This window comes from Paenibacillus mesotrionivorans (genome assembly GCF_046098205.1).
In the GTDB taxonomy this organism is placed as follows: domain Bacteria; phylum Bacillota; class Bacilli; order Paenibacillales; family NBRC-103111; genus Paenibacillus_AR; species Paenibacillus_AR mesotrionivorans.
Genome location: NZ_JBJURJ010000009.1, coordinates 1 through 22012 on the forward strand (window position 1 = coordinate 1; position 22012 = coordinate 22012).

Sequence of the window (22012 nt, forward strand, 5' to 3'; positions counted from 1 at the left end):
CGCCTCATAACAAAAAGAAAGGGTTTCGACGGAGCCCAGAGCACGGATGAGTTTTCGTAACGCAGCAGGCGTATGCGCAATACTTCCATAATACCGGGGAGCTTCTTGGCCGACTTCAGCAATGGCGACGGCGATGGTTTCTTTCGAGACATCCAAACCGATAAATTTTGTGGTAGAATGCATAGTAACAGCTCTCCTTTGCTATGTAGCTCTGAAATGGGTGGTGGTCACTTTCCATTTTAACCTACGACAGTAGCAATTTGGAGGGCTGCCCTTTGTTTACGTTCATCTTAGCTAGATTTTAACTATGCCCACTTATAGTCAAATAACGCCTTACAGATACGTTAGCGCTTCTCCTGCACTCCTCGCCCCCTCCAATAAGCCTTGAATACCGCGGCCAATCTTTTATAATAGGAGAACAGGCGGAAGATTCCTGCTTGAGGCGGGCATCCTATGGCTAAATATGGGCTTGCACCTGAAGTGGTAAGCGATTTCACAGCCCGGAGAGGGGGTACAGCATTGTTCTATTCCCTTAAAAACAGACTGATCGCTTTTTTTGTGCTGCTGCTGGTGCTGTCCTTCGGCACCATGTCCCTGCTTTTGTTCAGCCAGTCCCGGGCGATTATTCGCTCCTATATCGAAACCTCGGCATTGGAGAAGATGGACGAATACGGCTCCTTCATCAGCATGGCGGCGCTGCAGGTCTATGATATTTCCTCCCTGGTTTTTAACAGCGAGGAAACGAAAAACTGGAATTCATCCCTCACCGATCCCACCCTTTCGGAAGGGGAGAAGATGCTGGCCAATATCAGCCTGAGCAAATTTTTGACCCACGCCGTCAACAGCTACTCCGGCATCTCCTCCGTCTCCCTGTATAGGGAGGAGGGGCTGATCGTCAGCGAGGACAATGAGGTGGTTTGGGACCGCAGCTTTGTGCAGACCGCCTGGTACAAGGACTTTATGGGCCGCGGCAGGCATTGGGTGTCCGCCCATACGGACCAGGTGGAGATTCGGCGCGACCGGCCTTATCAGGTGCTGAGCCTGCTTCTGCCGGTTGGGGTGCTGGAGCCCTCCAAGGCCAGAACGGTGATGAAGGTTAATGTCAGCGAGGATTTTTTCCTGGAGCCGCTGAGCCGGATTCACTTGGGTGAAACCGGCACCATCTTCCTGCTGGACGGGGAGGGCAGCCCGATTCTATCCCAGGAGCTGTACGAGAGCAAAAAAACGGCGCTCCGCCAGGTTGAAGCCATCCGCCAGAATACCGGGGGTCCTACGGAGGGTGTCGTTTATCTGAAGAACGATCAGGGCGATACGGATATTCTGGTCTACAAAAAGCTGAAGCAAAGCGGCTGGCTCCTGATGGGGCTGGTCCCTGAACGGGATCTGTATGCCCAGCTGTACACCCTGCGCACTACGGTTATCATTTTCTCCTCCTTTTTGCTGATTGCCGCCATTCTTCTGGCTACCTGGTTATCGGTTGGCATTACCAAACCCCTCTCCCGATTGACGTCGGCCATGCGGTATGTCCAGACGGGAGATTTTGCCCTGGCGGAAAGCCGCATTCCGGAGGAGAATACGGTGCGCAATGAGGTAGGCTTTGTGGTGTCCAGCTTCCGCAACATGGTGCTGCAGCTGCGCCAGCACATCAAAACCGAATTTGAGCTGAAGCTCCTGCGCCAGCAAGCGGAGTACAAGGCGCTGCTGATGCAGATGAACCCTCATTTTCTCTTTAATACACTGGAGCTGCTGAGCAGCCTCTCCATGCAGAAGCGGACAGAGGACAGTGTGCAGGTGATTGAATCGCTAGGCAAAATGCTGCGGTTTTCCCTGAACAGCAAGGAGGATTTAATTCCGCTGACGGAGGAGCTTTCCTGTCTGCGCCATTATATCTCCATCCTCTCCATCCGTTTCCGGGAGCGTCTGGATCTTCAGCTGGAGGTGGAAGGAAAGCCGGAGGGACGGTTTATCGTCAAGTTTCTGCTGCAGCCTCTGGTGGAAAATGCGGTAAAATACAGCTTCGCCAGCCAGGCTCAAGCTCATGTCCGCATCCGCGTTCAGGTGGAGGGCGGACGGCTGCGGCTTATGGTGGCGGACAACGGCCCCGGTCTGCCCGACGGGCTCGCCGCCCAACTGGAGGAGGAAGCCACCCGCTCCCGGCTGAACGATGTGCTGAACAACAGTGGGCAGATCGGCCTGCGCAATGTGTTGGCCCGCTGCAGCCTATATTACGGCTCCGGGTTTATCTACCGGATTGAGTCACAGCCTGAGCAGGGTACGGTAATTGAGCTGTGCCTGCCGGCGGGAGAGGGCGCCATGCAAACGGAAGAGGGGGGAATGGCCTGATGTACCGGGTGCTGATCGTGGACGATGAGCCGGATATCCGGCTTGGCTTAAATATGAAGATTGATTGGCAGCAGCTTGGACTGGAGCTGGCCGGAGAGGCGGGCAACGGGGCGGAGGCTATGGAGTGGCTGGCTGCCGGCGAAGTGGATATTGTCATCACCGATATGAATATGCCCATGATGAACGGGGTTACCTTCCTAAAGGAATGCCGGGAGCAGTATCCTGAGCTGAAGCTGATTGTCATAACCGGGTATGAGGATTTTCACTATGCCAAAGCGGCCATTCAGAGCCAGGCCAAGGACTATCTCCTGAAGCCGGTGGCAAGAGATGAGCTGAACGGGGCATTGGCCAGAGTGGCGGGTGAGCTGGAGGAGTCCAGCAGAACCACCAGCCAGAAGGCGCTGCTGGAGTGGAAGCTCTCCCAATATTATGCCGAGATGCGGGAGCATTACATTCTACAAGCGGTCAAGGCTGAGGGAATGCCGGGGGCAGCTGTCAGGGACAGGGCCAAGCTCTTCGAGCTGGACACCTGGGAGAACCGTCCGGTCCGGTTCGTCTCGGCAGGAATGAGGGAGCGCCAGCAGACCGAGGTCTCCCGGGAGCGTTCTCCGGAGAAGCTGAGCCTGCCCTTTCAGCTGTTATGCCGGGAATACGGAGGCGGGCAAGAGGAGGAGGCGCTGGTATTTTTCGATGCCGGTTATCCCGGTCTGATGCACTTTATTGTGCCGGGAACCGGGGAGGACTGTGCCCGGTTTGTGGAGGGGCTGAAGCTTTGCCTGCGGCAGCATCTGCGGGTGGAGCCGGTGGCGGGCACCGGACAGCCGGCAGAGGGGCTGAAGGAATGGCGGGAAGGATACCTGTCGGCTCTTCTGGACTGGAATCTCCAGGACACGCAGCCGGCAGGCCAACAAACCGCCGCCGGGGACACAAGCGCCTCCTTGTCGGAGGAAACGGCGGCTCTTCTCCGCCAATATTTGCTGAAGGGGGAGGAGAGGGTGTTCGGGGAAACGGTGAAGAAGGAGCTGTCCCAGTCCTTCTCTGTTTCCCGGTCCGCTTTTGTCAAAACGATCTTCCAGATTTATATGCTCATCGAAGCCGTGGCCGTGCAGGCCGGCGTCCATAACGAAACGGGCAATGCTCTATGGGTCAGCCCGGAGCTGGCTCTGGGCCTGCGCACCATCGACAAGGCGGAGCAGTTCCTGGCGGATTTGGCCCGGTTCACACAGAACCAGCCCAAGGAGGAGAGTGCCGATCCCGACCGGAAGCTGGTGCGGGCGGTGGAGCAGTTTATCCGGGATAACTATATGTATGACTTGACGCTGACCATGCTGGCCGAACACTTCAATTATCACCCTTCGTATTTTTCCGAGCTGTTCAAGTCCAAGATGGGCAAGAGCTTCGTCCAATACGTAACCGAGGTGCGGCTCTCCCAGGCGGTCCGGCTGCTGGAGGAGACCCCCTTATCCCTGTGGGATATTGCCGAGCTGACGGGTTTTGCCAATGCCAGCTACTTCAGCACTAAATTCAAGCGTCAATACGGAGTATCTCCTTCCGATTACCGGCAGGCCCGGCAACATGAAAAAAGTGAAGATCAACAGCCGAAAAAATGAGATTCAGCTTCCTCTGCAAAAGCCGTATGCTGGTTATGTAAACAGCATACGGCTTTTTTCGAGAAAGAGGTGGCGAATGTGAAAGCGTCGGCAAAGTCCTCGATCTGGCGCCAGAACCGCACAGCATATCTGTTTTTGCTTCCATGGCTGCTGGGATTTTTCTGTCTGACTCTGGGACCCATGCTGGGCTCCTTGTACTTATCCTTTACCAAATACAATCTGCTGAATGCGCCTGTGTGGAACGGCTTGGACAATTACAAAACCATTTTTACCGACGACCAGTCCTTCGTCAATTCCATTGTATTGACCTTCAAGTATGTGCTGATGGCGATTCCGCTTCGGTTGGCCTTCGCTCTTGCGGTGGCCATGGCCTTGAACAAAGGGCTGAAGCTCCTAGGGGTTTACCGTACGGTGTATTATGTGCCCTCCCTATTGGGAGGCAGCGTGGCGATTGCCATTGTGTGGAGGAAAATGTTCGACGGCGACGGGCTGGTGAACCTTTTTCTGAGTGTTTTCGGGATCAAGGGGCCTTCGTGGATTGCCCATCCGAGTTATGTGATTTATGCGATTGTAGCCCTGGCGGTATGGCAATTTGGCTCGGCCATGGTGATTTTCCTGGCGGGATTAAAGCAAATTCCGGCGGATTTGTACGAGGCTGCCGAGGTGGATGGAGCGGGGAAAACACGGCAATTTTTTAGGATTACCCTGCCGCTTTTGTCGCCGGTGATTTTCTTCAATCTGCTGATGACCATTATCAATTCCTTCCAGGTCTTCACTCCCGGTTATGTTATCGGCGACGGGCGGGGCGGACCCATTGATTCCACTCTGTTCTACACGCTGTATCTGTATCTGAAGGGCTTCTCGTATTTCGACATGGGTTATGCATCCGCCCTGGCTTGGATTCTGCTGGCCATTATCGGTCTGTTTACGGCGATTGTGTTCATAACCTCCAAGTATTGGGTGTTCTACGGCGACGGCAAGGAGGGGCATTGAACATGGCCTATCAAACGGTTTATTCCAAAGCTATTCGGCATCTTGTGATTATCGCGCTGGGCCTGCTGATGCTGTATCCGGTCGTGTGGCTGCTCTCCAGCTCCTTCAAGCCCAACAGTATGATTTTCACCGACACCAGTCTTTGGCCCAAGGAATTTACGCTGGAGCATTACCGAAACGGCTGGCGGGGGCTGCAGGGCGTCTCCTTCGGAAGATTCTTCGCCAATTCGGCCTTCATCTCCATTATGGCGGTGCTGGGCAATGTGATCACCTGCTCGTTGGCTGCGTATGCCTTCGGCAGACTGGATTTTAAGCTGAAGGGGCTGTGGTTCGGCCTGATGCTCATCACCATCATGCTGCCCTATCATGTTACGCTGGTGCCCCAGTATATCATTTACAACTACTTCGGCTGGATCAATTCCTATTTGCCGCTTATTGTCCCCAAGTGGCTGGCGCATGATTCCTTTTTTATTCTGCTGATGGTTCAGTTCATCCGGGGAATTCCCAAGGAGCTGGACGAAAGCGCCACCATTGACGGATGCGGACAGGGGCAAATCTATTTCCGGATTGTGTTGCCGCTTTTGGTTCCGGCTTTGATCACCACCTCGATTTTTACCTTTATGTGGTCTTGGGATGATTTTTTCAGCCAAATGATCTATCTGAACAAAATTGATCTGTTTACCGTACAGTTGGGTATCCGTTCCTTGTTCGATCCGTCCGGCGAATCCGATTGGGGTGCGCTGCTGGCCATGTCCGTGCTGTCCCTGGTACCCGTATTAACCATCTTCTTTTCCTTCCAGCGGTATTTTCTGGAGGGAATCGCCACTACAGGGCTCAAATGAGTCACCCATAAAGAAGTGCGCAGGGGTTGGGCAAGTAAAGCCGGCAAGAATGGTATACACTATTTTAATAGGGGGAACACCATCATGAAAAAAGCTTTGGCAATCAGCGGATTGACGGCATTGGCCTTGGTTATGACGGCATGCGGGGGCAACAGCAGCGGCTCCGGCGCATCCCAGGCACCGGCAGGTACGGCTGCAGCCGGCGGGAAACCGGCAGAAAAGGTTGAGCTGCGGATTATGTGGTGGGGCGATCAGAAGCGGGCCGACAAAACCAATGAAGCCCTGCGCAAATTCGAGGAGAAGAATCCGAATATCAAGGTGGTGGGCGAGTTTGCCCCCAGCTCCGGCTATTTCGACAAGCTGAATACCCAGATTGCTTCGGGAACGGCACCGGATGTTTTCTTCCTGGGCGGCAATGTGGTGGATTATGTGAATAAGGATGTCCTCCTGGATTTGACCCCTTATGTAGGCAAGGAATTGAATACAACGGATATGGACCCTTCCATGATTACCTACGGCACCTTCAAAAACAAGCTGCTGCACGTTTCTGCCGGGGCCAATGCCCGGGGAATTATCGTTAACACGGAAGCCTTCAAAAAAGCGGGGCTGGATATCCCTAAGGACGGCTGGACGTGGGATGATTATGCTCGTATCTCCAAGGAAATTGCCGCCAAGCTCGGCAAGGATTATTACGGTACCTATGATTATACCAATGAAGGCATGGATATTTACCTGAAGCAGAACGGCAAGATTTTGTACGATATGGATAAGGGCGCTCTGGGCTTCGAAAAGGCGGATGTGGAAAAGTGGTTTGGCTACTGGAGCGATCTGCGCAAGGCGGGAGGTCTTGTCACCCCCGAGCTGCAAGTATCTAATCCTCCGGGAGATACCAGCAAATCCCTGATCGTTACCGGCAAGGTAGCTATGGGGCTGACTGCCTCCAACCAATTGGTGGCCCATCAGAATCTGACCAAGGATGCTCTGACTCTGGTTCAAGTGCCCCGTGGGGATAAAGGGACCGGTGTGGTATTCGAATCCAGCCAGGGTCTGTCGGGTTATGCCAAAACCAAATATCCCAAGGAAGTGGCGCTGCTGATGAACTTCTGGATCAATGACCCCGATGCCGCCAAGATTCTTGGCAATGACCGTGGTGTTCCGGTTACGACGGCCATGCGGGATCTGCTCAAGACCACTGCGTCCCCTGTGGAGCAAATCATCTATGACTATTGCAACCGGGTATCCGAGGCCAGCAAAAAAGAGCCTGCCAAGATCAGCTATAACCCTCCGGGCTTCACGGAATATTCCAAGCTGGTGGATACGACTGTGCAGGAAATTGCCTTTGGCCGCAAGGATGTGAAGAAGGGTGTAGAGGATTTCTACAACGGGGCGGTCAAGATCTTCAATAATAATACCAAGTAACCCCGCAGAGTCTTCGGCGGTGGTGGACAACGGGGCTGCGGCGGCTGGCTGCGGCCCTTGTTTGTACGAGAAAAAAGCTGGAGGAGGCGTGAGGCATGGGTGTGGAGTCCGTTTTGGAGCGGTTGCGGGCGATAAATGTGGAGGAGCGGCTGGGTGAGCCGGGCAAACCCTCGGATGTGGAGGCGGTAGAGGAATGGAAGCGGGGCGGGGTGAAATTTGCCGCTTCGACAGGCAGGCTGGAGGAGGTCTATTACCATGCCCTCCGCAAGCTGCTGGACTGTATTGTCCCGACCTGGGATCGCGGGCCGATTCTTCACGAGGGCGGTGTGTACCGGGGCTGCTGGCTGGAGAGCACCGGCACCATCAATGCCGAACTCTTGTCCCGGTTTTTGCCCTCGGTATCCGGGCGAACCTATGAAGCCTTCGCCGACGGCCAGCGGGAGGACGGACTGATCCCCTACAAAATAACCGAGGCCGGTCCCGTATTCCGGCAGATTCAGCTGGTGACGCCTTTGGCGCGTTCCGTGTGGAATCATTATCAGCTTAACGGACGTCCCTCCGATTTTCTGCGCAAAATGATGACGGCCTTGGCCCGCTTCGACCAATGGCTGGCGGATTGGCGCAATACCCGGGGCAGTGGCTGCGTGGAGGCCTTCTGTGCTTTTGATACTGGGCATGATCTGTCTCCCCGCTTCTGGCATATCCCGGACACTCCCCATCAGGGTGATCCCAAGCAATATGATCCCGCTTCTCCGCTTCTGCCTCTGCTGGCCCCGGACATGACGTCCCATACCTACTGCCAGCGGCTGTATCTGGCCCGGATGGCCGAGGAGCTGGGGGATAGCGAGCAGGCGGAGAGGTGGCGGGCCAAGGCGAAAGAGACCCTGGACAGCCTGTTCCGGCATTGTTATGACGGCGGGGACCAATTCTTCTATGATGTGGATCAAAGCGGCGCTTTCATCCGGGTTCAATCCGATGTGCTGCTCCGGGTGCTGGCCTGTGAGGTGGGAGATGACGCCTTCTTCCAAGAAGCGCTGAAGGGGTATCTCCTGAATACCCGCAAATTCTTCGCCAAATACCCGTTCACGGCCGTGGCGATGGATGATCCCCGCTTTGATCCCTTCTCCAGCTATAACAGCTGGGCGGGACCGTCCAACTTTCTGGCGATTATCCGCGCCCCCCACGCCTTCGAGCATCACGGACGTTATGTGGAGCTGACCTGGGTGCTGCAGCCGATTGTGTCGGCTATGGCCCGGATGGAGCGGTTTCCCCAGGTGCTCAGCCCCTGGACGGGGGCGGAGGGTTATACGGAAGCCTATTCCCCGGCGATCCTGGGTGTGCTGGATTTTGTGGAGCGGCTGTGCGGGATTGTTCCCCGGCCGGAGGGGAACCTGTGGTTTAACGGCTTATTGCCCTATCCTCTGGACCATGGGGAGGAGGTGGCGGGGGAAACCGGGTACAGCCGGACGGTGGACGGCGCTGAGTTTGAATTGGCCGTGACCCGGGAGGAAGCGCTGGTTTGCCGTAATGGCCGGGAACTGATCCGGTTCCCCTTCGGGATCCGGGTGGTGACGGACCGGTCGGGGGAGCTGGTGGAAGTGGCAGGACTGCTTCATGCTCCCGTGTCCGGGGAGGTGGTATACCAAGGGAGGCGGTTCCCCGTATCCGCAGGCCCCAATGAGGTTTTGGCTTTTAAAGAGGGGCGGTTCATCAGCGTCAGAAGCCCCGGTGCGGTTGCACCGGTATTTTGAGCCTAGTCTGGCACGAGGACGTTCAGCGGGCAGCAGGATTGCCTGCGGCCCGCTGGAGCGCAGGGCGGCTAATGTTGGCATCGCACTTCGTGTGGGCTGTCCGCCAAGTGCCGACCGCTGGCATCGAATACAGAGTACCGACCCGCTACCGACGACCGCCCAGCGCTAACGGAACTCAGCGACTCTTAAAGACGAAAAATCCGGTGTTTTTCCCTGCAACGGAACTGAGCGGCTCTTAGAAGCATAATCGGGCCATCCAGCATGTCTGCAGCCCGGCTAAGGGCTTCTGAGTTCCGTTAGAATCCGAGCAATCCCGTTTTCAACGGCTAAGGGCTTCTGAGTTCCGTTAGAATCCGGCATAACCAAACAGTCATCGCCAAAGTGAAAATACCGGGCACACCTGCCTATGGGGGCAGCGCCAACGTATAACTCCCCATAAGCCGGCTGCCACCACCAAGCCGAATCAGTAGAAGAGGAGAGGACCATGAAGAATAAGGACCTGCAAATTCGCGACCCGTTTGTGTTTCCGGTTCAGGAAAAGCAATTATATTACTTATTTGGAAGCACGGACAAGAATATCTGGGGAGAAGGAACCGGCTTCGATCTGTACACCAGCCGGGATTTGGAGGAGTGGGAGGGGCCGTTCCCCGCTTTCCGCCCGGATGAGAACTTCTTCGCCAAACGTAATTTCTGGGCACCAGAGGTGCATTCCTACAAGGGAAGCTTCTATATGCTGGCCACCTTCCGCAGGACGGATAATGAGCTGTTGGGCACCGCCATTCTGGCTGCCGACCGGGTGGAAGGACCGTATTTGCCCCACAGCAGCGGACCTGTTACACCTGCGGAGTGGGCCTGTCTGGACGGAACTCTTCATGTGGATGCGGTCGGAGAGCCGTGGATGGTTTTCTGCCATGAATGGACGCAAACGGGAGACGGGGAGATCTGCGCCATGCGGCTGAATCCCGATCTGAGGGGTGCAGCCGGGGAGCCGGTGCGGCTGTTCAGCGCCTCCCAGGCTCCTTGGACGGAGCGGCTGGCCTCCAAATCCACACCGGAGCGGGCGGTGTATGTGACGGACGGTCCGTTTCTGCACCGGGACGAGGAGGGAAGGCTATTGATGCTGTGGGCCAGCTTCTCCGGCAACCGGTATGCCCAAGGGGTGGCCGTATCTCCCGGCGGCGGAATTATGGGCCCTTGGGTCCATCAGCCGGAGCCGCTGTACCGGGAAAACGGGGGGCACGGCATGCTGTTCCGCACCTTCGGCGGAGAGCTGATGCTGGCGCTGCATGCGCCTAACCGGACACCGGAGGAGCGGCCGCTGTTTCTTCCAGTTGCGGAAGGAAGCGGCGGAGGACTCTCCGTGAGGCTGCTGCGGGAGGGATGAGCAGCTCCGCGGACTCCCAAGTGTGGCCGCCACTTTAGGCTTAAGCAGCGCGGCCGTTTCCTTCGCAGACGGGCTTCCGAACCGGCGGCGGGCAGGAGGTTTTGTTTGACCGCCCTGATCAGCACGTGTACAATTAGGCGTGTCTGACAACCCACAACACCACCGGGGGAGCATATGAAAATCGGCTTTCGCACCTTAAAAACGGCCATTGGCGTAGCCTTATCCGTCTTTATCGCCCAATCGCTGGGCTTGCAATATTTTACCGCGGCGGGAATCCTGACCCTGCTCTGCATCCAGAAATCCCGCAAACAATCCTTTCAGGCGGCCCTGAGCCGCCTCTTTGCTTGCTTAATTTCCCTGTTCGCCTCTACGCTGTTGTTTGAAGCCATCGGGTACGGGGCGTATACTTTTCTGGTTCTGCTGCTGTTCTTTATCCCGCTGACGGTGCGCCTTGGCATCCACCAGGGAATTGCCAGCAGCATCGTTATCGTGATGCATGTTTACATGCATGGGCAATGGGAATGGAGCTTTTTCCTGAACGAAATTTGCGTCATTCTCATCGGTCTCGGCGTGGCCTTGGCCGTGAACTGGTATATGCCCAGCATCGACAAGGAGCTGAACCGGCATAAGGACCAGGTGGACGGTCTTATTGCCGCTATTCTGAAGGAAATTTCCCTGTATCTGAAGGAAGGGCAAACCTCCTGGGACGGCAAGGAACTGCTGCTTCTGGGGGACACCCTGCGCAAAGCCTCCGAGCTGGCTGTCCTCGACGACGAAAACAGCCTGCACCGCAAGGACAATTCCTACCGGCATTATTTCGGCCTGAAGCGTCGGCAGTACGAAATTCTCGACCGGATGCTGCCTGCTGTCTCCGGCATCTCCATCCAGATGGAGCAGGGCCACCGGATCGGGGAGCTCATCGAAGAAATGAACGCGCATATGAGCGGCGGGATTCCTTCGCCCCATCTCGGAGAGAAGCTCCGCAGCATCCGGGAATTCCATAAGCTGCTCCCCATGCCGGTAACCCGGGACGAATTCGAGAACCGGGCCAGCCTGTATGCCGTGGCCAATGAGCTGGAGCGGTTTATTGAGACGCTGTAGCAAAATTCGGCCCCCGGCTTAAAGCCCTCTTGAACAAGGAGGGCTTTTCATGTTACTCTAAAACTGATCAATGATCAGTTTTTTGGGAAAGGAGAGGAAGATGAAAAAAGCGGAGGAAATGAAGGAACGGATTATCCGGAGCACTATTGAGCTTATTGAGCAGGGAAGCGGTGATATCGGAGAGATTACCACCCGGATGATCGCCGAAAAGACGGGAATCGGTATTAGTCTGATTCATTATCATTTTCAGACCAAGGAAAGACTGGTGGAGCTTTGTGTCCAGCGGATCATTACCGGTGTTATTGAGAATTTCCGGCCTTCCGTGGCCGCGGCTGACAGCCCGCTTGTACGGATCACGGCTGTGGCGCGACAGGTCGCCGATTTCCTCGCGGCCAATCCGGCTATCTCGCGGATTTCGATTCTTGGCGACTTGACCCAGCCTGCACTGCAGGATAATACCGCCTTGACCATGGCGGGATTTTCTGCTGCCTGGCAAGGGGGAAAAAGCAGCAGCGGCAACCCAGCGGCTCTGAACGTAAAAACAGCGGTTTTTGCCTTAACCGCCCTTATCCAGTCGGCTTTTTTGAGGAAGGAACAGAGCCGGGAGCTGTTCGGATATGATATGGAAAACAAAGAGGAGCGCGACCGCTTTATCGGCTGGATGGCGGAACGCTTATTTAGGAGTGATGTCCATGAATCATAAATTCGGGTTGATTTCATCGTTGTCTGCACTGGTCTGCACGGTATTGTTCCTGATAGGACTCGTCATCGTAAACGACGGCTTGAATTATTGGTCCTGCCTGGTGCTGAGCTGGGCCTATATCTGCACGGCCTGTGCACTTGCCCAGGAGGCTCCGGCAGACCGGAAAGGTGTTGCAGGAGCAGGGATTGCTATTGCGGCTGTGTATTCTCTGCTGACCAACCTGGTTTATTATACTCAGCTGACTACCGTGGCGCAGGATGCGGCAGGCCAGGAGGTGCTCCGGGTGTTTCGTTTCCAGCAGGGAAGCTGGATGTTTGGTTTGGATCTTCTCGGATACGGACTAATGGCGCTGTCCACTTTCCTGATCGGGCTCTCCATGATGCCAATAGCCCCCGGGGATAAAGCACTGAAGTGGATGCTGATGCTCCACGGCCTCTTTTTCCCGGTCTGTGTGGTAATGCCGACACTTGATGTTTTCCCGGAAGGCAGCGGCGGCAACGGAGGGATTTATGCTCTGATGGGATGGTGCGTGTATTTTGCACCGGTGATGGCCCTGTCTGCTTGGCACTTTATGCAGCGCTCACGGGTATTTGGGCGCTGAAGCGGACCCCCTTGCCCGGAGAGGTGGATAGCTCGTAGCTGCCGTCCAGGGACAGCACTCTGCTTTTCAACTGTTCTAAGCCTTGGCCGGAGGAGCCGATTTCCCGGACGGTTGGCTGCCGTTCCTCAAATCCCACTCCGTCATCGGAATATTCCAATTCAACAAAACTCTCACGGTATTGCAGCACAAACTCAATTTCGGAGGCGCGTGAATACTTTTTGGCGTTATTCAAAAGCTCCTGGATCATCCGGAATAGATGCTGCTTCATCTCCAGCCCCTGCTTCTCGATCAACTGGGTGCCCATAACGGAAAACTCGATTTTAAATTCAGCGGTTGCCCGCTCCACATGGAACAGCTTGTTCAACGCTTCCACCAGCCCGATATCCCGGAGCATATATGGGTGAAGCTCGAAGCAGCTTTGCCGCAAGCCCGCGTTGATCATATCAATAAAATCGGCGGCGGCATCCAAGGAGGTTTGCACCTCAGGCGTAAGCATATGCTGGGAGTGGATCGTCTGGAGCCTGCGTTTCAGAAAGAACAGATCCTGCATGGTGCTGTCATGAATATCCATGGCAATGCGGACCCGTTCCTTTTCCTGAAGACTGAACATCAGCTTGCGGAACCACCGGATGTTCTCCGCGTCCTCCTCCTTGGGAACCAGGGAGGAGAGGGTTTGGATTTTATTGTCCAGCATGCGGATCAGCTGCACATTCTCCAGGGAAACAGCCAGGTAGGTGAGAATCAACTGAAGCCAATGGACCTCCTCCAGCCCAAGTATGGTGCCGGTATTTTTTTCGGTTACAATCAGATAAGCGGTGAAATCCTCCTGCTGTGTAATCTCAAAGCAGGTATAGGGGCCGTTTTCCGGCAAATCCTCCTCGATCAGCTTTTCCGCCAGTTTTTCATCCACATTCCCCACTGTGATCATTTCCGTCTCCCTCTGGGAACGGAGCATAATGGCTGCTCCCCGCACCTCCAGTGTCTCAGCGATATCCTTCAGTATAATCTCCCGCATTTCCTGGAAGCTGGAGATGGTCCCCAGATTGCGGGATATCTTTTTTAACGCCATTTGCAGCCGGTACTTGCGCGGAAACAGGGTGGGCTCCAGTTTGGCTGTCAGATTTTCCAGAGAATACAGGATGAACGAGGTCCCGGTCAGCAGGATAAAAAACACCAAAGCCAGCTGTTCCCCGGTAGCAGTCTCGTCAAACAAAAGCTTGATCAGCCCCATAAACAAAAGGCTGGGCAGGAAAGCGATAGCCGTAGTGAAATACATGCGTCTGCTGATGAGATCAATATCGTAGAGCCTCCGTGTAGCCAGCAGGTACACAAAGGTCAACGGGAATATGAAGATAAAGCAGCTCATTAGAAGGGAATTTGCCAATTCATAGCCCAATAGCACCATGGGTGTAAAGGAAAGCAGAATGACCGGAGCCACGGAGCAGAACAACGCCCAAAAAACCGCTTTTACAATAAAGGCCAGCGGGCTTTTTTCCCTACGGTGCTTAACATAGGAGCGGATCAGAAGCGTCAGGCAGCCGATGACGCCAAGTCCGCTGATGACCAGTGTGGAAATTCTACTGAAAAGATACAGTTCTACCGTGTGCATAGTTGTAAATAAAGTTAAGGCATTGAGAACAACAGGAAGGACAATGATATAAAGATACACCCTTACCAAGCTGTTCGGAAATCCGTAAGAGCCTTTCTCCTGCAAGAATGCATTGAAGAAATGAAGAAAAAGGGCTGGCATCAGCATCATAAAAGTAGTGATTAAAAACTTGCCTGAGGGCTCTCCCCGGATGGAGGTGGCGAGACTCATGAAAATGAAGGCAATATCCAAAAAAACCGCTGACAAGTACACGGCGGATGGCGAATTGCGCACACGTTTATAAATAATGACCGCAAGCAGCAGACTAACAAATTCCGCAAGAAAACTTATGGTATCATCCGAGGAAAGAAGCGGCATGTCTCGCACATTCACTGTCAGGAGGCTTCCATCCCGGTTGACAACGAAATCATCGACTTGGTCCATGGTACGCCAGAGATGAACGAACGGATGGGAATCCGGCTCTTTGCCGTTAATGGAGATGATCCGGTCTCCTGCTTGAATCTCTGTGTTTTTGGCGATGTTTCCTTCATTTAAGCTTTCTATAATCCAATGGCCGCTGCTGTCCTGCTCCAGGTTTATACCGATATAGGGATACCTGAACACGATGAACAAAGCCCAGACTTGATACGCTATAAAAAAAATCATCACTGCCCGCATGATATTGCGCTTCCACATCGTCCATTTCCTGCCTTCTGTTAGTATGCTCCCACAAGAATATCATCTTCTTTCGCATTCACCAATAGAAAAAGAGATTGTTCGGTTGATTGCAATAATCAGCCCAACAATCTCTTATGTAAGGGATGCCGTTTTCTTATGCTCTATTGAGCTGGGATCCCGCCGGAAACCGCGCCCAGAAGGTTACACCTTTGCCCGGAGAGGTGGAAAGCCCGTAGCTGCCGTTCATGGACAATACCCGGCTTTTCATCTGTTCAATGCCTCGCCCGGAGGAACCGATTTCCCTGACCACCGGGCGTTTTTCCTCAAACCCCACCCCGTCGTCGGCATATTCCACACTCAGAGCTCCCGTATGAAGCTGCAGGGAGATGCAGACCACAGAGGCGCGGGAATATTTCTTGGCATTGTTCAGAAGCTCCTGAATCATGCGGAACACATGCTGCTTAACCTCCAAATCCACCTCCTCGATGGGGGGGATATCCGTAGTTGAGAAGTCAATGCGGAAATCACTGGAAGCACGCTCCATCTGCAGCAGCTTCCCCAAAGTAGCCACCAGTCCGATATCCCGCAGCAAATATGGATGGAGCTCGAAGCAGCTTTGCCGTAAACCTGCATTGATCATATCGATGTAACGTGCCGCCTGCCCCAGGGCCTTCGTCCCTTCGGCGGTCAGCATATGCTCGTCCTGCACCGTTTCCAGCCTCCGCTTCAGGAAGAACAGATCCTGCATGGTGCTGTCATGGATATCCATGGCAATCCGGACCCGCTCCTTCTCCTGGAGCCCGAACATCAGCTTCCGGAACCACTGCAGATTGCCGGCCTCCTCTTCCTTGGGCACCACGGAGGAGAGGGTTTGGATCTTGTTGTCCAGCTTGCGGATCAGCTGCACATTCTCCAGGGAAACCGCCAGGTAGGTCAGTATCAGCTGGAGCCAGTGCATCTCCTCATGACCCAGCATAGTGCCGGAGCGTTTGGGGGAAACGGCCAGGTAGGCGGTGTATTCCTCCTGACGGGTGATGGCAAAGCAGACATAGCCGCCATCCTCCTGTTTTTTCTCCTGAATCAACCGGAGAATATGCCCATGCTCCGCCACCCCTACGGCAATAAGCTCTTCCTTGCCCTCCTCCAGAAGCATGATGGCTGCTCCGGATACCTCCAGGGTATCTACAATATCCTTCAGAATTATTTCCCGCATTTCCTGGAAGGTGGAGATGGTGCCCAGGTTCCGGGAGATGCTCTTGAGGGCCAGCTGCAGCCTGTATTTCCTGGGGAATAAGGCCGGTTCCAAGCGCGTTGTGAGATTTTCGAGAATATATAGAACGAAGGAGATGCCTATCAGCTGAATGAAAAAGGCCAGAGCCAGCCGCTCCCCGTTGGCGGCTTCCCCAAAAAGCAGCCTGGCCGTCCCGGTGAAAATCAGACTGGGAATGATGGCGATGACTACCGTGAACAGAATGCGGCGGGTAATCAAATCAATATCATACAAACGCCGTGTGGCCAGCAAATACACGAAGGTCAAAGGGAACAGGAAGATAAACCAGCTCATCTGCAGTGAGTTTAGCCACTCATGCCCAAATAGAAAGCGGGGCAAAAAGGATAGGAGCATAATTGGCGAAACGGAAAGAAATAAGGAGCAAAAAACGATCCGGATCAGAACGGCAATATGCGGGTTGTCTTTTTTATATTTCCGGTAAAAGTAAAAGAGCAGCACCAAGTCTCCCGAAATCCCCAGGATGCTGACACCCAGGATCATATTGCTGACCCATTCGTATAATTGCACGGAGCCGGTCAAGCCCAAAATGTAAAACATTTGGATCAAAACGGGAACGGCCAGCAGCATGCAATACCATTTCCCCCAGTGATAAGGAAAGCCGGGGGTGCCCTTTTCAATCAGATATTCATGCAGGAATTTATAGAAGATGACCGGCAAAAACATGATGAAAGTTCCGATCAGCAACTTGCCTGAAGGGTCTCCTCTGACCGAGGTGGTCAGACTCATGAATATGGCTGCTATATTGAGGAAGATTCCGGAGAGATAGAAGGATGATGGCGAGTGTTTAACCTTCCCTGCCAGAAGTCCGGCAATTAAGAAGCTGGATATCTCAGCCAGCAGTGCAACAATATCATAGGCCGAAATGGAAGAGATGCTGCGCAGATTGATATCAACCGGTATGTTTCCCCGGCTGGCCCTAATGGTGTCCGCCTGGTCGATGCTTTTGAAGAGCCGGACGGATTCATGCTGGTCAGGGGCGACCCCGTTGACTTCATTAATTACATCCCCAATCCTGAAATCCAGTTGGGAGGCGATGCTGTAAGCTTCAAAGCTTGCAATCGTCCATTCTTGGGCAGCATTTTTTTGAAGGTTAATACCGGTCAGCGGGTAGCGGAAAATGAGGATAAGAGCCCAAATTTGATAGATCATAAAAAATAATAGCATTAACCGCGCAAAAACAGTCCTTTTCATGACAAAATTTTGCACCTTTCTATTTAAATTTGGAATTTACGTGATATAATGGAAGTGAAAACGACAAAAAAAACGAGGTGATAGTATGCAAGCAATATCTTTATCTCCCGGGCTTTATGCAACTGTCAGAGATTTGAAAGAAAAATTGCAAGCTCAAATGAATCAGGATGTGGAAATTTCTGCAGCCGCTGAGATCAGCGAAACGGAAAAGAAACATGTCTTGAACGCGCTTAAGGATAAGAAAGAACTGCAAGGAGTTTGGTGGTAGAGACATTCTATATTTTACCATTATTGAGAAGGCTTGTACATCTGATTTTTTCCAAAAATCGGGTATACAAGCTTTTTATTTACATAAATATATACATTCCTGCTTTCTGCTAAGTCGGAAATTCGGGTTTTCTCCAATGAGTGGCAATTCCGGAAAATCCATTGGTGTCTTGTTGCCTTTTATGCCCCCATGGTATAATTTGAGCGACAAACTAGCGGAACGATCGGCAAAGCAGACAGCACTACAGACTGTGGAGGGATAACGGCATGCGCGTAAAAGCATGGATTTTGAACATTCCGGAGCTTTTTAAATTTATCCGCAAAATCTCCCTCCGCAAATGGCTGCTGTTGATAAAACGGAGAAGCCTGGATATTCTCCGCAGCCTGTTTGCCAAATTGCTGATGGGCAACAAACAGCTGGAGGAGCGGCAGGAAATTCTCCTGCAGAACCGGGAGCTTTCTTTATTGAATGAGCTGAGTGGCCAGGTCCGCTCCATTCCGGAGATGCAGACCATGCTGGAGCAGTTTTTGAAGCGGGCGGTATCGGATCTTCAACTCCATTCCGCCGTGATCCAGATTAACGTTGTGGGCGAATATCTGGATTTGCCGTACAAGATTGTGGAATGCCCCTGCGACCGCTGCGAGCGCCTCCAGGGGCGCGAATGTTATTGCTCGATTGTGTCCATTCATTATCTGGTGTTTCCCGTGGGGAGAGTGGACAACCGGATCGGCCAGTTGGCCGTATGCAGCTATCTGCCGCTGAACACTCAATCCGTCAATGTTCTCCAGTCCCTGGCCAATCAGATTTACGTGACGGCAGAGAATCTGCGTCTTTGGCATGAGCTGAAGCAAAAGGAAGCTCTCCGGCTGCAGCTGCTGGATAAGGTCATCCAAGCTCAGGAGGAGGAGCGGAAACGGATTGCCAGGGAGCTTCATGATGAAACCAGCCAATCCCTGACCTCCATTCTGCTGGGCTTAAGCGTGCTGGCGGACAAAAAAAACGAATTGGAGCGGCATGAGCAGCTCCGCGGGCTTCGCCAGCTGGTGCAGGAAACCCTGGAGGAGGTACATGATCTGGCCTGGCAGCTGCGGCCCAGTGTTCTGGATAAATACGGGCTTGCCACTGCGCTGGAACGGTATATGGAGCAATACCGGAGCAAATACGGGATTGATGCGGATTTGTGCATGCTGGGATTGGATGAAATCAGGCTGCCCATGGAGATCGAAATCTCCGTCTACCGGATTATCCAGGAGGCGCTGACCAATGTGGCCAGGTATGCCAGAGCGAGTAATGTCAGTGTAATCATCAGCCGCAAGCAGTGCCAGCTTTCGGTTATTGTGGAGGATGACGGGGCAGGCTTCGACGTGGAGCAGGTGCTGGGGCGGGAGCCTACGCGGTCCAATCTGGGGCTGCGCGGGATGCAGGAGCGTGCAGTGTTATTGAACGGGTCCCTAAAAATCGAATCCGGCTTCGGATCGGGAACGACTGTATTTGTCAACCTCCCGTTGTTTGCCGGTAAGGAAACCTATGCGGGCTAATGGGCCTGCGGGAAAAGGAGTGTCACCATGCAACCCATACGTGTTTTGTTGGCGGACGACCATCCGCTGTTCCGCTCGGGTCTTAAGAATGTGCTTCAGGCAGATCCGGCCTTCAATATTATCGGGGAAGCCAGCCGTGGTGATGAAGCGCTGCTCCTGGCCCGCGGCTGCAAGCCTGATCTGGTGATCATGGATGTGAGCATGCCGGTTATGGATGGCATCGAATGCACCCGGCAGCTGAAGGAGCATGATCCTTCCATTAAAGTGCTGATGCTCTCCACCTATTCCGATGATGCCTATTGGCAGGAAAGTATGGAGGCCGGAGCATCCGGGTACGTACTGAAGCGGGCGGTGGATACGGAGTTGATTATCGCCATCCGGGCGGTAATGGAGGGGGAGCGTTATATTTACCCCACTCTGCTGGGCGGTTTCCACAAGCCGGGGGGCAAAGCGGCTGCCGATGAACTGCAGGAGGAGGTGCTGAGCCCGCGGGAGCAGGAGGTGCTGCTGCTGATTGCCCTGGGGCATACCCAGCAGGAAATCGCCGAGCAGCTGGCGGTCAGCATCAAAACGGTGGATTCCTACAAAACCCGGATCCGCGAGAAGCTCAATCTTACCAAACGGTCGGACATGGTCCGGTACGCGCTGAAGCATAATATTATTTCCGATAAAACCGTGTAGGGGCTAAAGCTCCGGCGCGGTTTTTTTGTGGAAAGCTCAATGACGGATACCTGTGGATGGGCTCTTGCGGAACGGAGAGACGCTTAGCGGCCAATAATTGGCGTTGGGAATGGCTAACGGAACTTGGAGTACCTTAGCCGGCGTATTCTGCCTATTTTGATGACTTTAACCTCTCTAAGAGCGTCTTAGTTCCGTTAGCCTGGAAAAAGTCGGGTTTTCGGCTTCTACGGGATGGTGAGTTCCGTTAACACCCGTCAGAATTAGGTCTTTGTCTGCTGCGCAGCGAATACATTTAGTGCTGAAGGGCAGGTGAAAAAATGGACTTGTGGCTGGTATGGCTGATCGTGGCCGGTCTCCTGGTGTTAGCGGAAATGCTCACGCTGACCTTTTATCTGCTGTGGCTGGGGACAGGCGCATTGGCGGCTATGATCGTGGATTTTATTGTTCCGGGAGCATGGGTGGCGGAGGTGGTGGTGGGTTGTGTGGTTGCGCTGCTTCTGACGGTGTTCACCAAACCGTTAACCCGGAGGCTTGTGAAGGCAAAAGGCTTTAAGGATGCCGTTGACGAGCTTATTGGCAAGGAAGGAATGGTCATCGAGGAGATCAGCGCCGGCCAACGAGGAATTGTGAAGGTGGGCGGCGAGCTGTGGAGCGCGGAATCGGAGGAAATTCTGAAGAAGGGCGAGACGGTTGTGGTAGTAGAACGTGGAAGCGCTTTACTGCAGGTGGCCAAAAGAGGAGGATGAAGAAATGATTTACGCAATTCCTATTCTGATCGTGGTGCTGGCCGTGGTCTTTATCTCGCTGTCGGTCAAGATCATCCCGCAGCAGAAGGTGGGTGTGGTGGAACGGCTGGGTAAGTTCAATCACCTGCTCACACCCGGCATCAATATCCTGATTCCGATTATCGACCATGTGCGGACCTATCATGATTTGCGGGTTCAACAGGCTAATGTACCGCCGCAAACGGTCATTACCAAGGATAATGTCCAGGTCCAAATCGACACCATCATCTTCTACCAGGTGACGGGTCCGGAGCAGGCTACATACGGAATTTCCGATTATGTGTACGGGGTGCGGAACATCACCACCGCCACCATGCGGCAGATTATCGGCAATATGGAGCTGGATGAAACCCTGTCCGGCCGGGAAAAAATCTCCACCGACATCCGGGTGGCCTTGGATGAGGCAACGGAAAAGTGGGGTGTGCGGATCGAACGGGTGGAGGTCATCGACATCCAGCCGCCCGGTGATATCCAGGAAGCCATGGACAAACAAATGAAGGCGGAGCGCAGCAAACGGGCCATGGTTCTGGAGGCTGAGGCAGCCAAGCAGGACATGATTCTGCGTGCCGAGGGCAACAAACAAAGCCAGATCCTGAAGGCAGAGGGTGAGAAGGAGGCCCGCATCCGGCAGGCAGAGGGTGTCCGGCAGGCCAAGGAGCTGGAGGCATTGGGCGAAGCCAAGGCGATCCAGTCCATCGCCGACGCCGAGAAGCTCCGCATCCAACTGCTGCGGGAGGCCGGGCTTGATGAGCATGTGCTGACCTACCGAGCCCTGGAGGCGCTGGGCGAGGTGGCCAATGGAGCGGCCAACAAGGTGTTTATTCCCACCAAGGCGGTGGAAACCCTGGGCAGCATCGGCGCCATCGGGGAGATGCTGAAGGGGAGTAAATAGGTAAAGGCATGTGACGGGTGCATGTAACCGGGGCCTGTGACTGGTGTATGTGACCGGGGCCTGAGGCGGGAGATCAGGTTAATCAGGGAGGCGGCGGCTAACGGAAGCAGGAGACCTTATTTGCCCCAAAACAGGGGTGCCGAAATTCTAACGGAAGCATGAGCCGCTATATTAAGGAAATCAGGCTTCCCGCAAGCTGTTTAGCCATAATAGCGGCCCTGGGCGCCGTTAGATTTTGAAATGGGCATTATGAGGGCAAATAGCGGCTGTAGCCGCCGTTAGAACGGGGACGCCACGGGAATGCCGCCGCTTGAGGCACCTGCTACTTATAGGAAACAACGAATAGACCGCTC

17 protein-coding genes and 1 pseudogene are annotated in these 22012 nt (G+C 54.0%); 15 read left to right on the forward strand and 3 right to left on the reverse strand.

The annotated features are described in order from the left end of the window. Positions 1-183 (reverse strand): annotated as a pseudogene (locus ACI1P1_RS14620) (IS110 family RNA-guided transposase); the annotation flags it as partial. Positions 184-519: 336 nt separating this feature from the next. Between ACI1P1_RS14620 and ACI1P1_RS14625 the strand changes: the two are divergent. The 10 genes from ACI1P1_RS14625 to ACI1P1_RS14670 all read left to right on the forward strand — a co-directional run bounded on the left by ACI1P1_RS14625 (position 520) and on the right by ACI1P1_RS14670 (position 12747). Next, positions 520-2343, forward strand: coding sequence for a sensor histidine kinase (locus ACI1P1_RS14625; protein WP_416217382.1), 1824 nt, complete (start codon positions 520-522; stop codon positions 2341-2343). Beyond that, complete coding sequence (locus ACI1P1_RS14630) at positions 2343-3953, forward strand: response regulator transcription factor (RefSeq protein WP_416217148.1); 1611 nt, start codon at positions 2343-2345, stop codon at positions 3951-3953. The genes ACI1P1_RS14625 and ACI1P1_RS14630 overlap by 1 nt, the downstream gene beginning before the upstream one ends. Positions 3954-4031: 78 nt before the next feature. Then, the gene (locus ACI1P1_RS14635; protein ID WP_416217149.1) at positions 4032-4946 is read left to right on the forward strand and encodes a carbohydrate ABC transporter permease; all 915 of its coding nucleotides are present in this window, start codon (positions 4032-4034) and stop codon (positions 4944-4946) included. Between the two features lie 2 nt (positions 4947-4948). After that, a complete protein-coding gene (locus ACI1P1_RS14640) occupies positions 4949-5788 on the forward strand; it encodes a carbohydrate ABC transporter permease (protein ID WP_416217150.1) in 840 nt (279 codons plus the stop codon). Between the two features lie 84 nt (positions 5789-5872). Next, positions 5873-7207: an ABC transporter substrate-binding protein gene (locus tag ACI1P1_RS14645; protein WP_416217151.1), complete on the forward strand. Its 1335-nt coding sequence runs from the start codon at positions 5873-5875 to the stop codon at positions 7205-7207. A gap of 95 nt (positions 7208-7302) precedes the next feature. Beyond that, positions 7303-8958: an MGH1-like glycoside hydrolase domain-containing protein gene (locus tag ACI1P1_RS14650; RefSeq protein ID WP_416217152.1), complete on the forward strand. Its 1656-nt coding sequence runs from the start codon at positions 7303-7305 to the stop codon at positions 8956-8958. A gap of 484 nt (positions 8959-9442) precedes the next feature. After that, a complete protein-coding gene (locus tag ACI1P1_RS14655; RefSeq protein ID WP_416217153.1) occupies positions 9443-10342 on the forward strand; it encodes a glycoside hydrolase family 43 protein in 900 nt (299 codons plus the stop codon). A 174-nt stretch (positions 10343-10516) separates the two neighbouring features. Beyond that, on the forward strand, positions 10517-11443 hold the full coding sequence (locus ACI1P1_RS14660) for an aromatic acid exporter family protein (protein ID WP_416217154.1): 927 nt from the start codon (positions 10517-10519) through the stop codon (positions 11441-11443). 100 nt (positions 11444-11543) lie between these two features. Next, positions 11544-12146, forward strand: coding sequence for a TetR/AcrR family transcriptional regulator (locus ACI1P1_RS14665; RefSeq protein ID WP_416217155.1), 603 nt, complete (start codon positions 11544-11546; stop codon positions 12144-12146). Then, the gene (locus ACI1P1_RS14670; protein ID WP_416217156.1) at positions 12136-12747 is read left to right on the forward strand and encodes a hypothetical protein; all 612 of its coding nucleotides are present in this window, start codon (positions 12136-12138) and stop codon (positions 12745-12747) included. The genes ACI1P1_RS14665 and ACI1P1_RS14670 overlap by 11 nt, the downstream gene beginning before the upstream one ends. Here ACI1P1_RS14670 and ACI1P1_RS14675 read toward each other — a convergent pair. Both ACI1P1_RS14675 and ACI1P1_RS14680 read right to left on the reverse strand, forming a co-directional pair. Next, complete coding sequence (locus tag ACI1P1_RS14675; protein ID WP_416217157.1) at positions 12716-15031, reverse strand: ATP-binding protein; 2316 nt, start codon at positions 15029-15031, stop codon at positions 12716-12718. The two genes, ACI1P1_RS14670 and ACI1P1_RS14675, sit on opposite strands and share 32 nt — an antisense overlap. Before the next feature lie 136 nt (positions 15032-15167). Beyond that, a complete protein-coding gene (locus ACI1P1_RS14680; RefSeq protein WP_416217158.1) occupies positions 15168-17495 on the reverse strand; it encodes a sensor histidine kinase in 2328 nt (775 codons plus the stop codon). 85 nt (positions 17496-17580) lie between these two features. On the opposite strand from ACI1P1_RS14680, the gene ACI1P1_RS14685 reads away from it, so the two are divergent. From ACI1P1_RS14685 to ACI1P1_RS14705, 5 genes are all read left to right on the forward strand, one after another. Beyond that, positions 17581-17763, forward strand: a complete 183-nt coding sequence (locus ACI1P1_RS14685; RefSeq protein ID WP_416217159.1) for a hypothetical protein — start codon at positions 17581-17583, stop codon at positions 17761-17763. A 266-nt stretch (positions 17764-18029) separates the two neighbouring features. Continuing rightward, a complete protein-coding gene (locus ACI1P1_RS14690; protein WP_416217160.1) occupies positions 18030-19301 on the forward strand; it encodes a sensor histidine kinase in 1272 nt (423 codons plus the stop codon). 27 nt (positions 19302-19328) lie between these two features. Beyond that, positions 19329-19982, forward strand: coding sequence for a response regulator transcription factor (locus ACI1P1_RS14695; RefSeq protein ID WP_416217161.1), 654 nt, complete (start codon positions 19329-19331; stop codon positions 19980-19982). A 317-nt stretch (positions 19983-20299) separates the two neighbouring features. Continuing rightward, on the forward strand, positions 20300-20728 hold the full coding sequence (locus ACI1P1_RS14700; RefSeq protein WP_416217162.1) for an NfeD family protein: 429 nt from the start codon (positions 20300-20302) through the stop codon (positions 20726-20728). A 4-nt stretch (positions 20729-20732) separates the two neighbouring features. Beyond that, on the forward strand, positions 20733-21659 hold the full coding sequence (locus tag ACI1P1_RS14705) for an SPFH domain-containing protein (RefSeq protein ID WP_416217163.1): 927 nt from the start codon (positions 20733-20735) through the stop codon (positions 21657-21659). Positions 21660-22012: the final 353 nt, after the last annotated feature.

What these genes read in the sequence shown, in the direction of transcription:
- ACI1P1_RS14655 (WP_416217153.1), top strand. Translation starts at nt 9,443, where the DNA reads ATGAAGAATAAGGACCTGCAAATTCGCGACCCGTTTGTGTTTCCGGTT.
- ACI1P1_RS14665 (WP_416217155.1), top strand. Translation starts at nt 11,544, where the DNA reads ATGAAAAAAGCGGAGGAAATGAAGGAACGGATTATCCGGAGCACTATT.
- ACI1P1_RS14640 (WP_416217150.1), top strand. Translation starts at nt 4,949, where the DNA reads ATGGCCTATCAAACGGTTTATTCCAAAGCTATTCGGCATCTTGTGATT.
- ACI1P1_RS14700 (WP_416217162.1), top strand. Translation starts at nt 20,300, where the DNA reads ATGGACTTGTGGCTGGTATGGCTGATCGTGGCCGGTCTCCTGGTGTTA.
- ACI1P1_RS14670 (WP_416217156.1), top strand. Translation starts at nt 12,136, where the DNA reads ATGAATCATAAATTCGGGTTGATTTCATCGTTGTCTGCACTGGTCTGC.
- ACI1P1_RS14690 (WP_416217160.1), top strand. Translation starts at nt 18,030, where the DNA reads ATGCGCGTAAAAGCATGGATTTTGAACATTCCGGAGCTTTTTAAATTT.
- ACI1P1_RS14695 (WP_416217161.1), top strand. Translation starts at nt 19,329, where the DNA reads ATGCAACCCATACGTGTTTTGTTGGCGGACGACCATCCGCTGTTCCGC.
- ACI1P1_RS14675 (WP_416217157.1), bottom strand. Translation starts at nt 15,031, where the DNA reads ATGTGGAAGCGCAATATCATGCGGGCAGTGATGATTTTTTTTATAGCG.
- ACI1P1_RS14645 (WP_416217151.1), top strand. Translation starts at nt 5,873, where the DNA reads ATGAAAAAAGCTTTGGCAATCAGCGGATTGACGGCATTGGCCTTGGTT.
- ACI1P1_RS14630 (WP_416217148.1), top strand. Translation starts at nt 2,343, where the DNA reads ATGTACCGGGTGCTGATCGTGGACGATGAGCCGGATATCCGGCTTGGC.
- ACI1P1_RS14680 (WP_416217158.1), bottom strand. Translation starts at nt 17,495, where the DNA reads ATGAAAAGGACTGTTTTTGCGCGGTTAATGCTATTATTTTTTATGATC.
- ACI1P1_RS14685 (WP_416217159.1), top strand. Translation starts at nt 17,581, where the DNA reads ATGCAAGCAATATCTTTATCTCCCGGGCTTTATGCAACTGTCAGAGAT.
- ACI1P1_RS14705 (WP_416217163.1), top strand. Translation starts at nt 20,733, where the DNA reads ATGATTTACGCAATTCCTATTCTGATCGTGGTGCTGGCCGTGGTCTTT.
- ACI1P1_RS14660 (WP_416217154.1), top strand. Translation starts at nt 10,517, where the DNA reads ATGAAAATCGGCTTTCGCACCTTAAAAACGGCCATTGGCGTAGCCTTA.
- ACI1P1_RS14650 (WP_416217152.1), top strand. Translation starts at nt 7,303, where the DNA reads ATGGGTGTGGAGTCCGTTTTGGAGCGGTTGCGGGCGATAAATGTGGAG.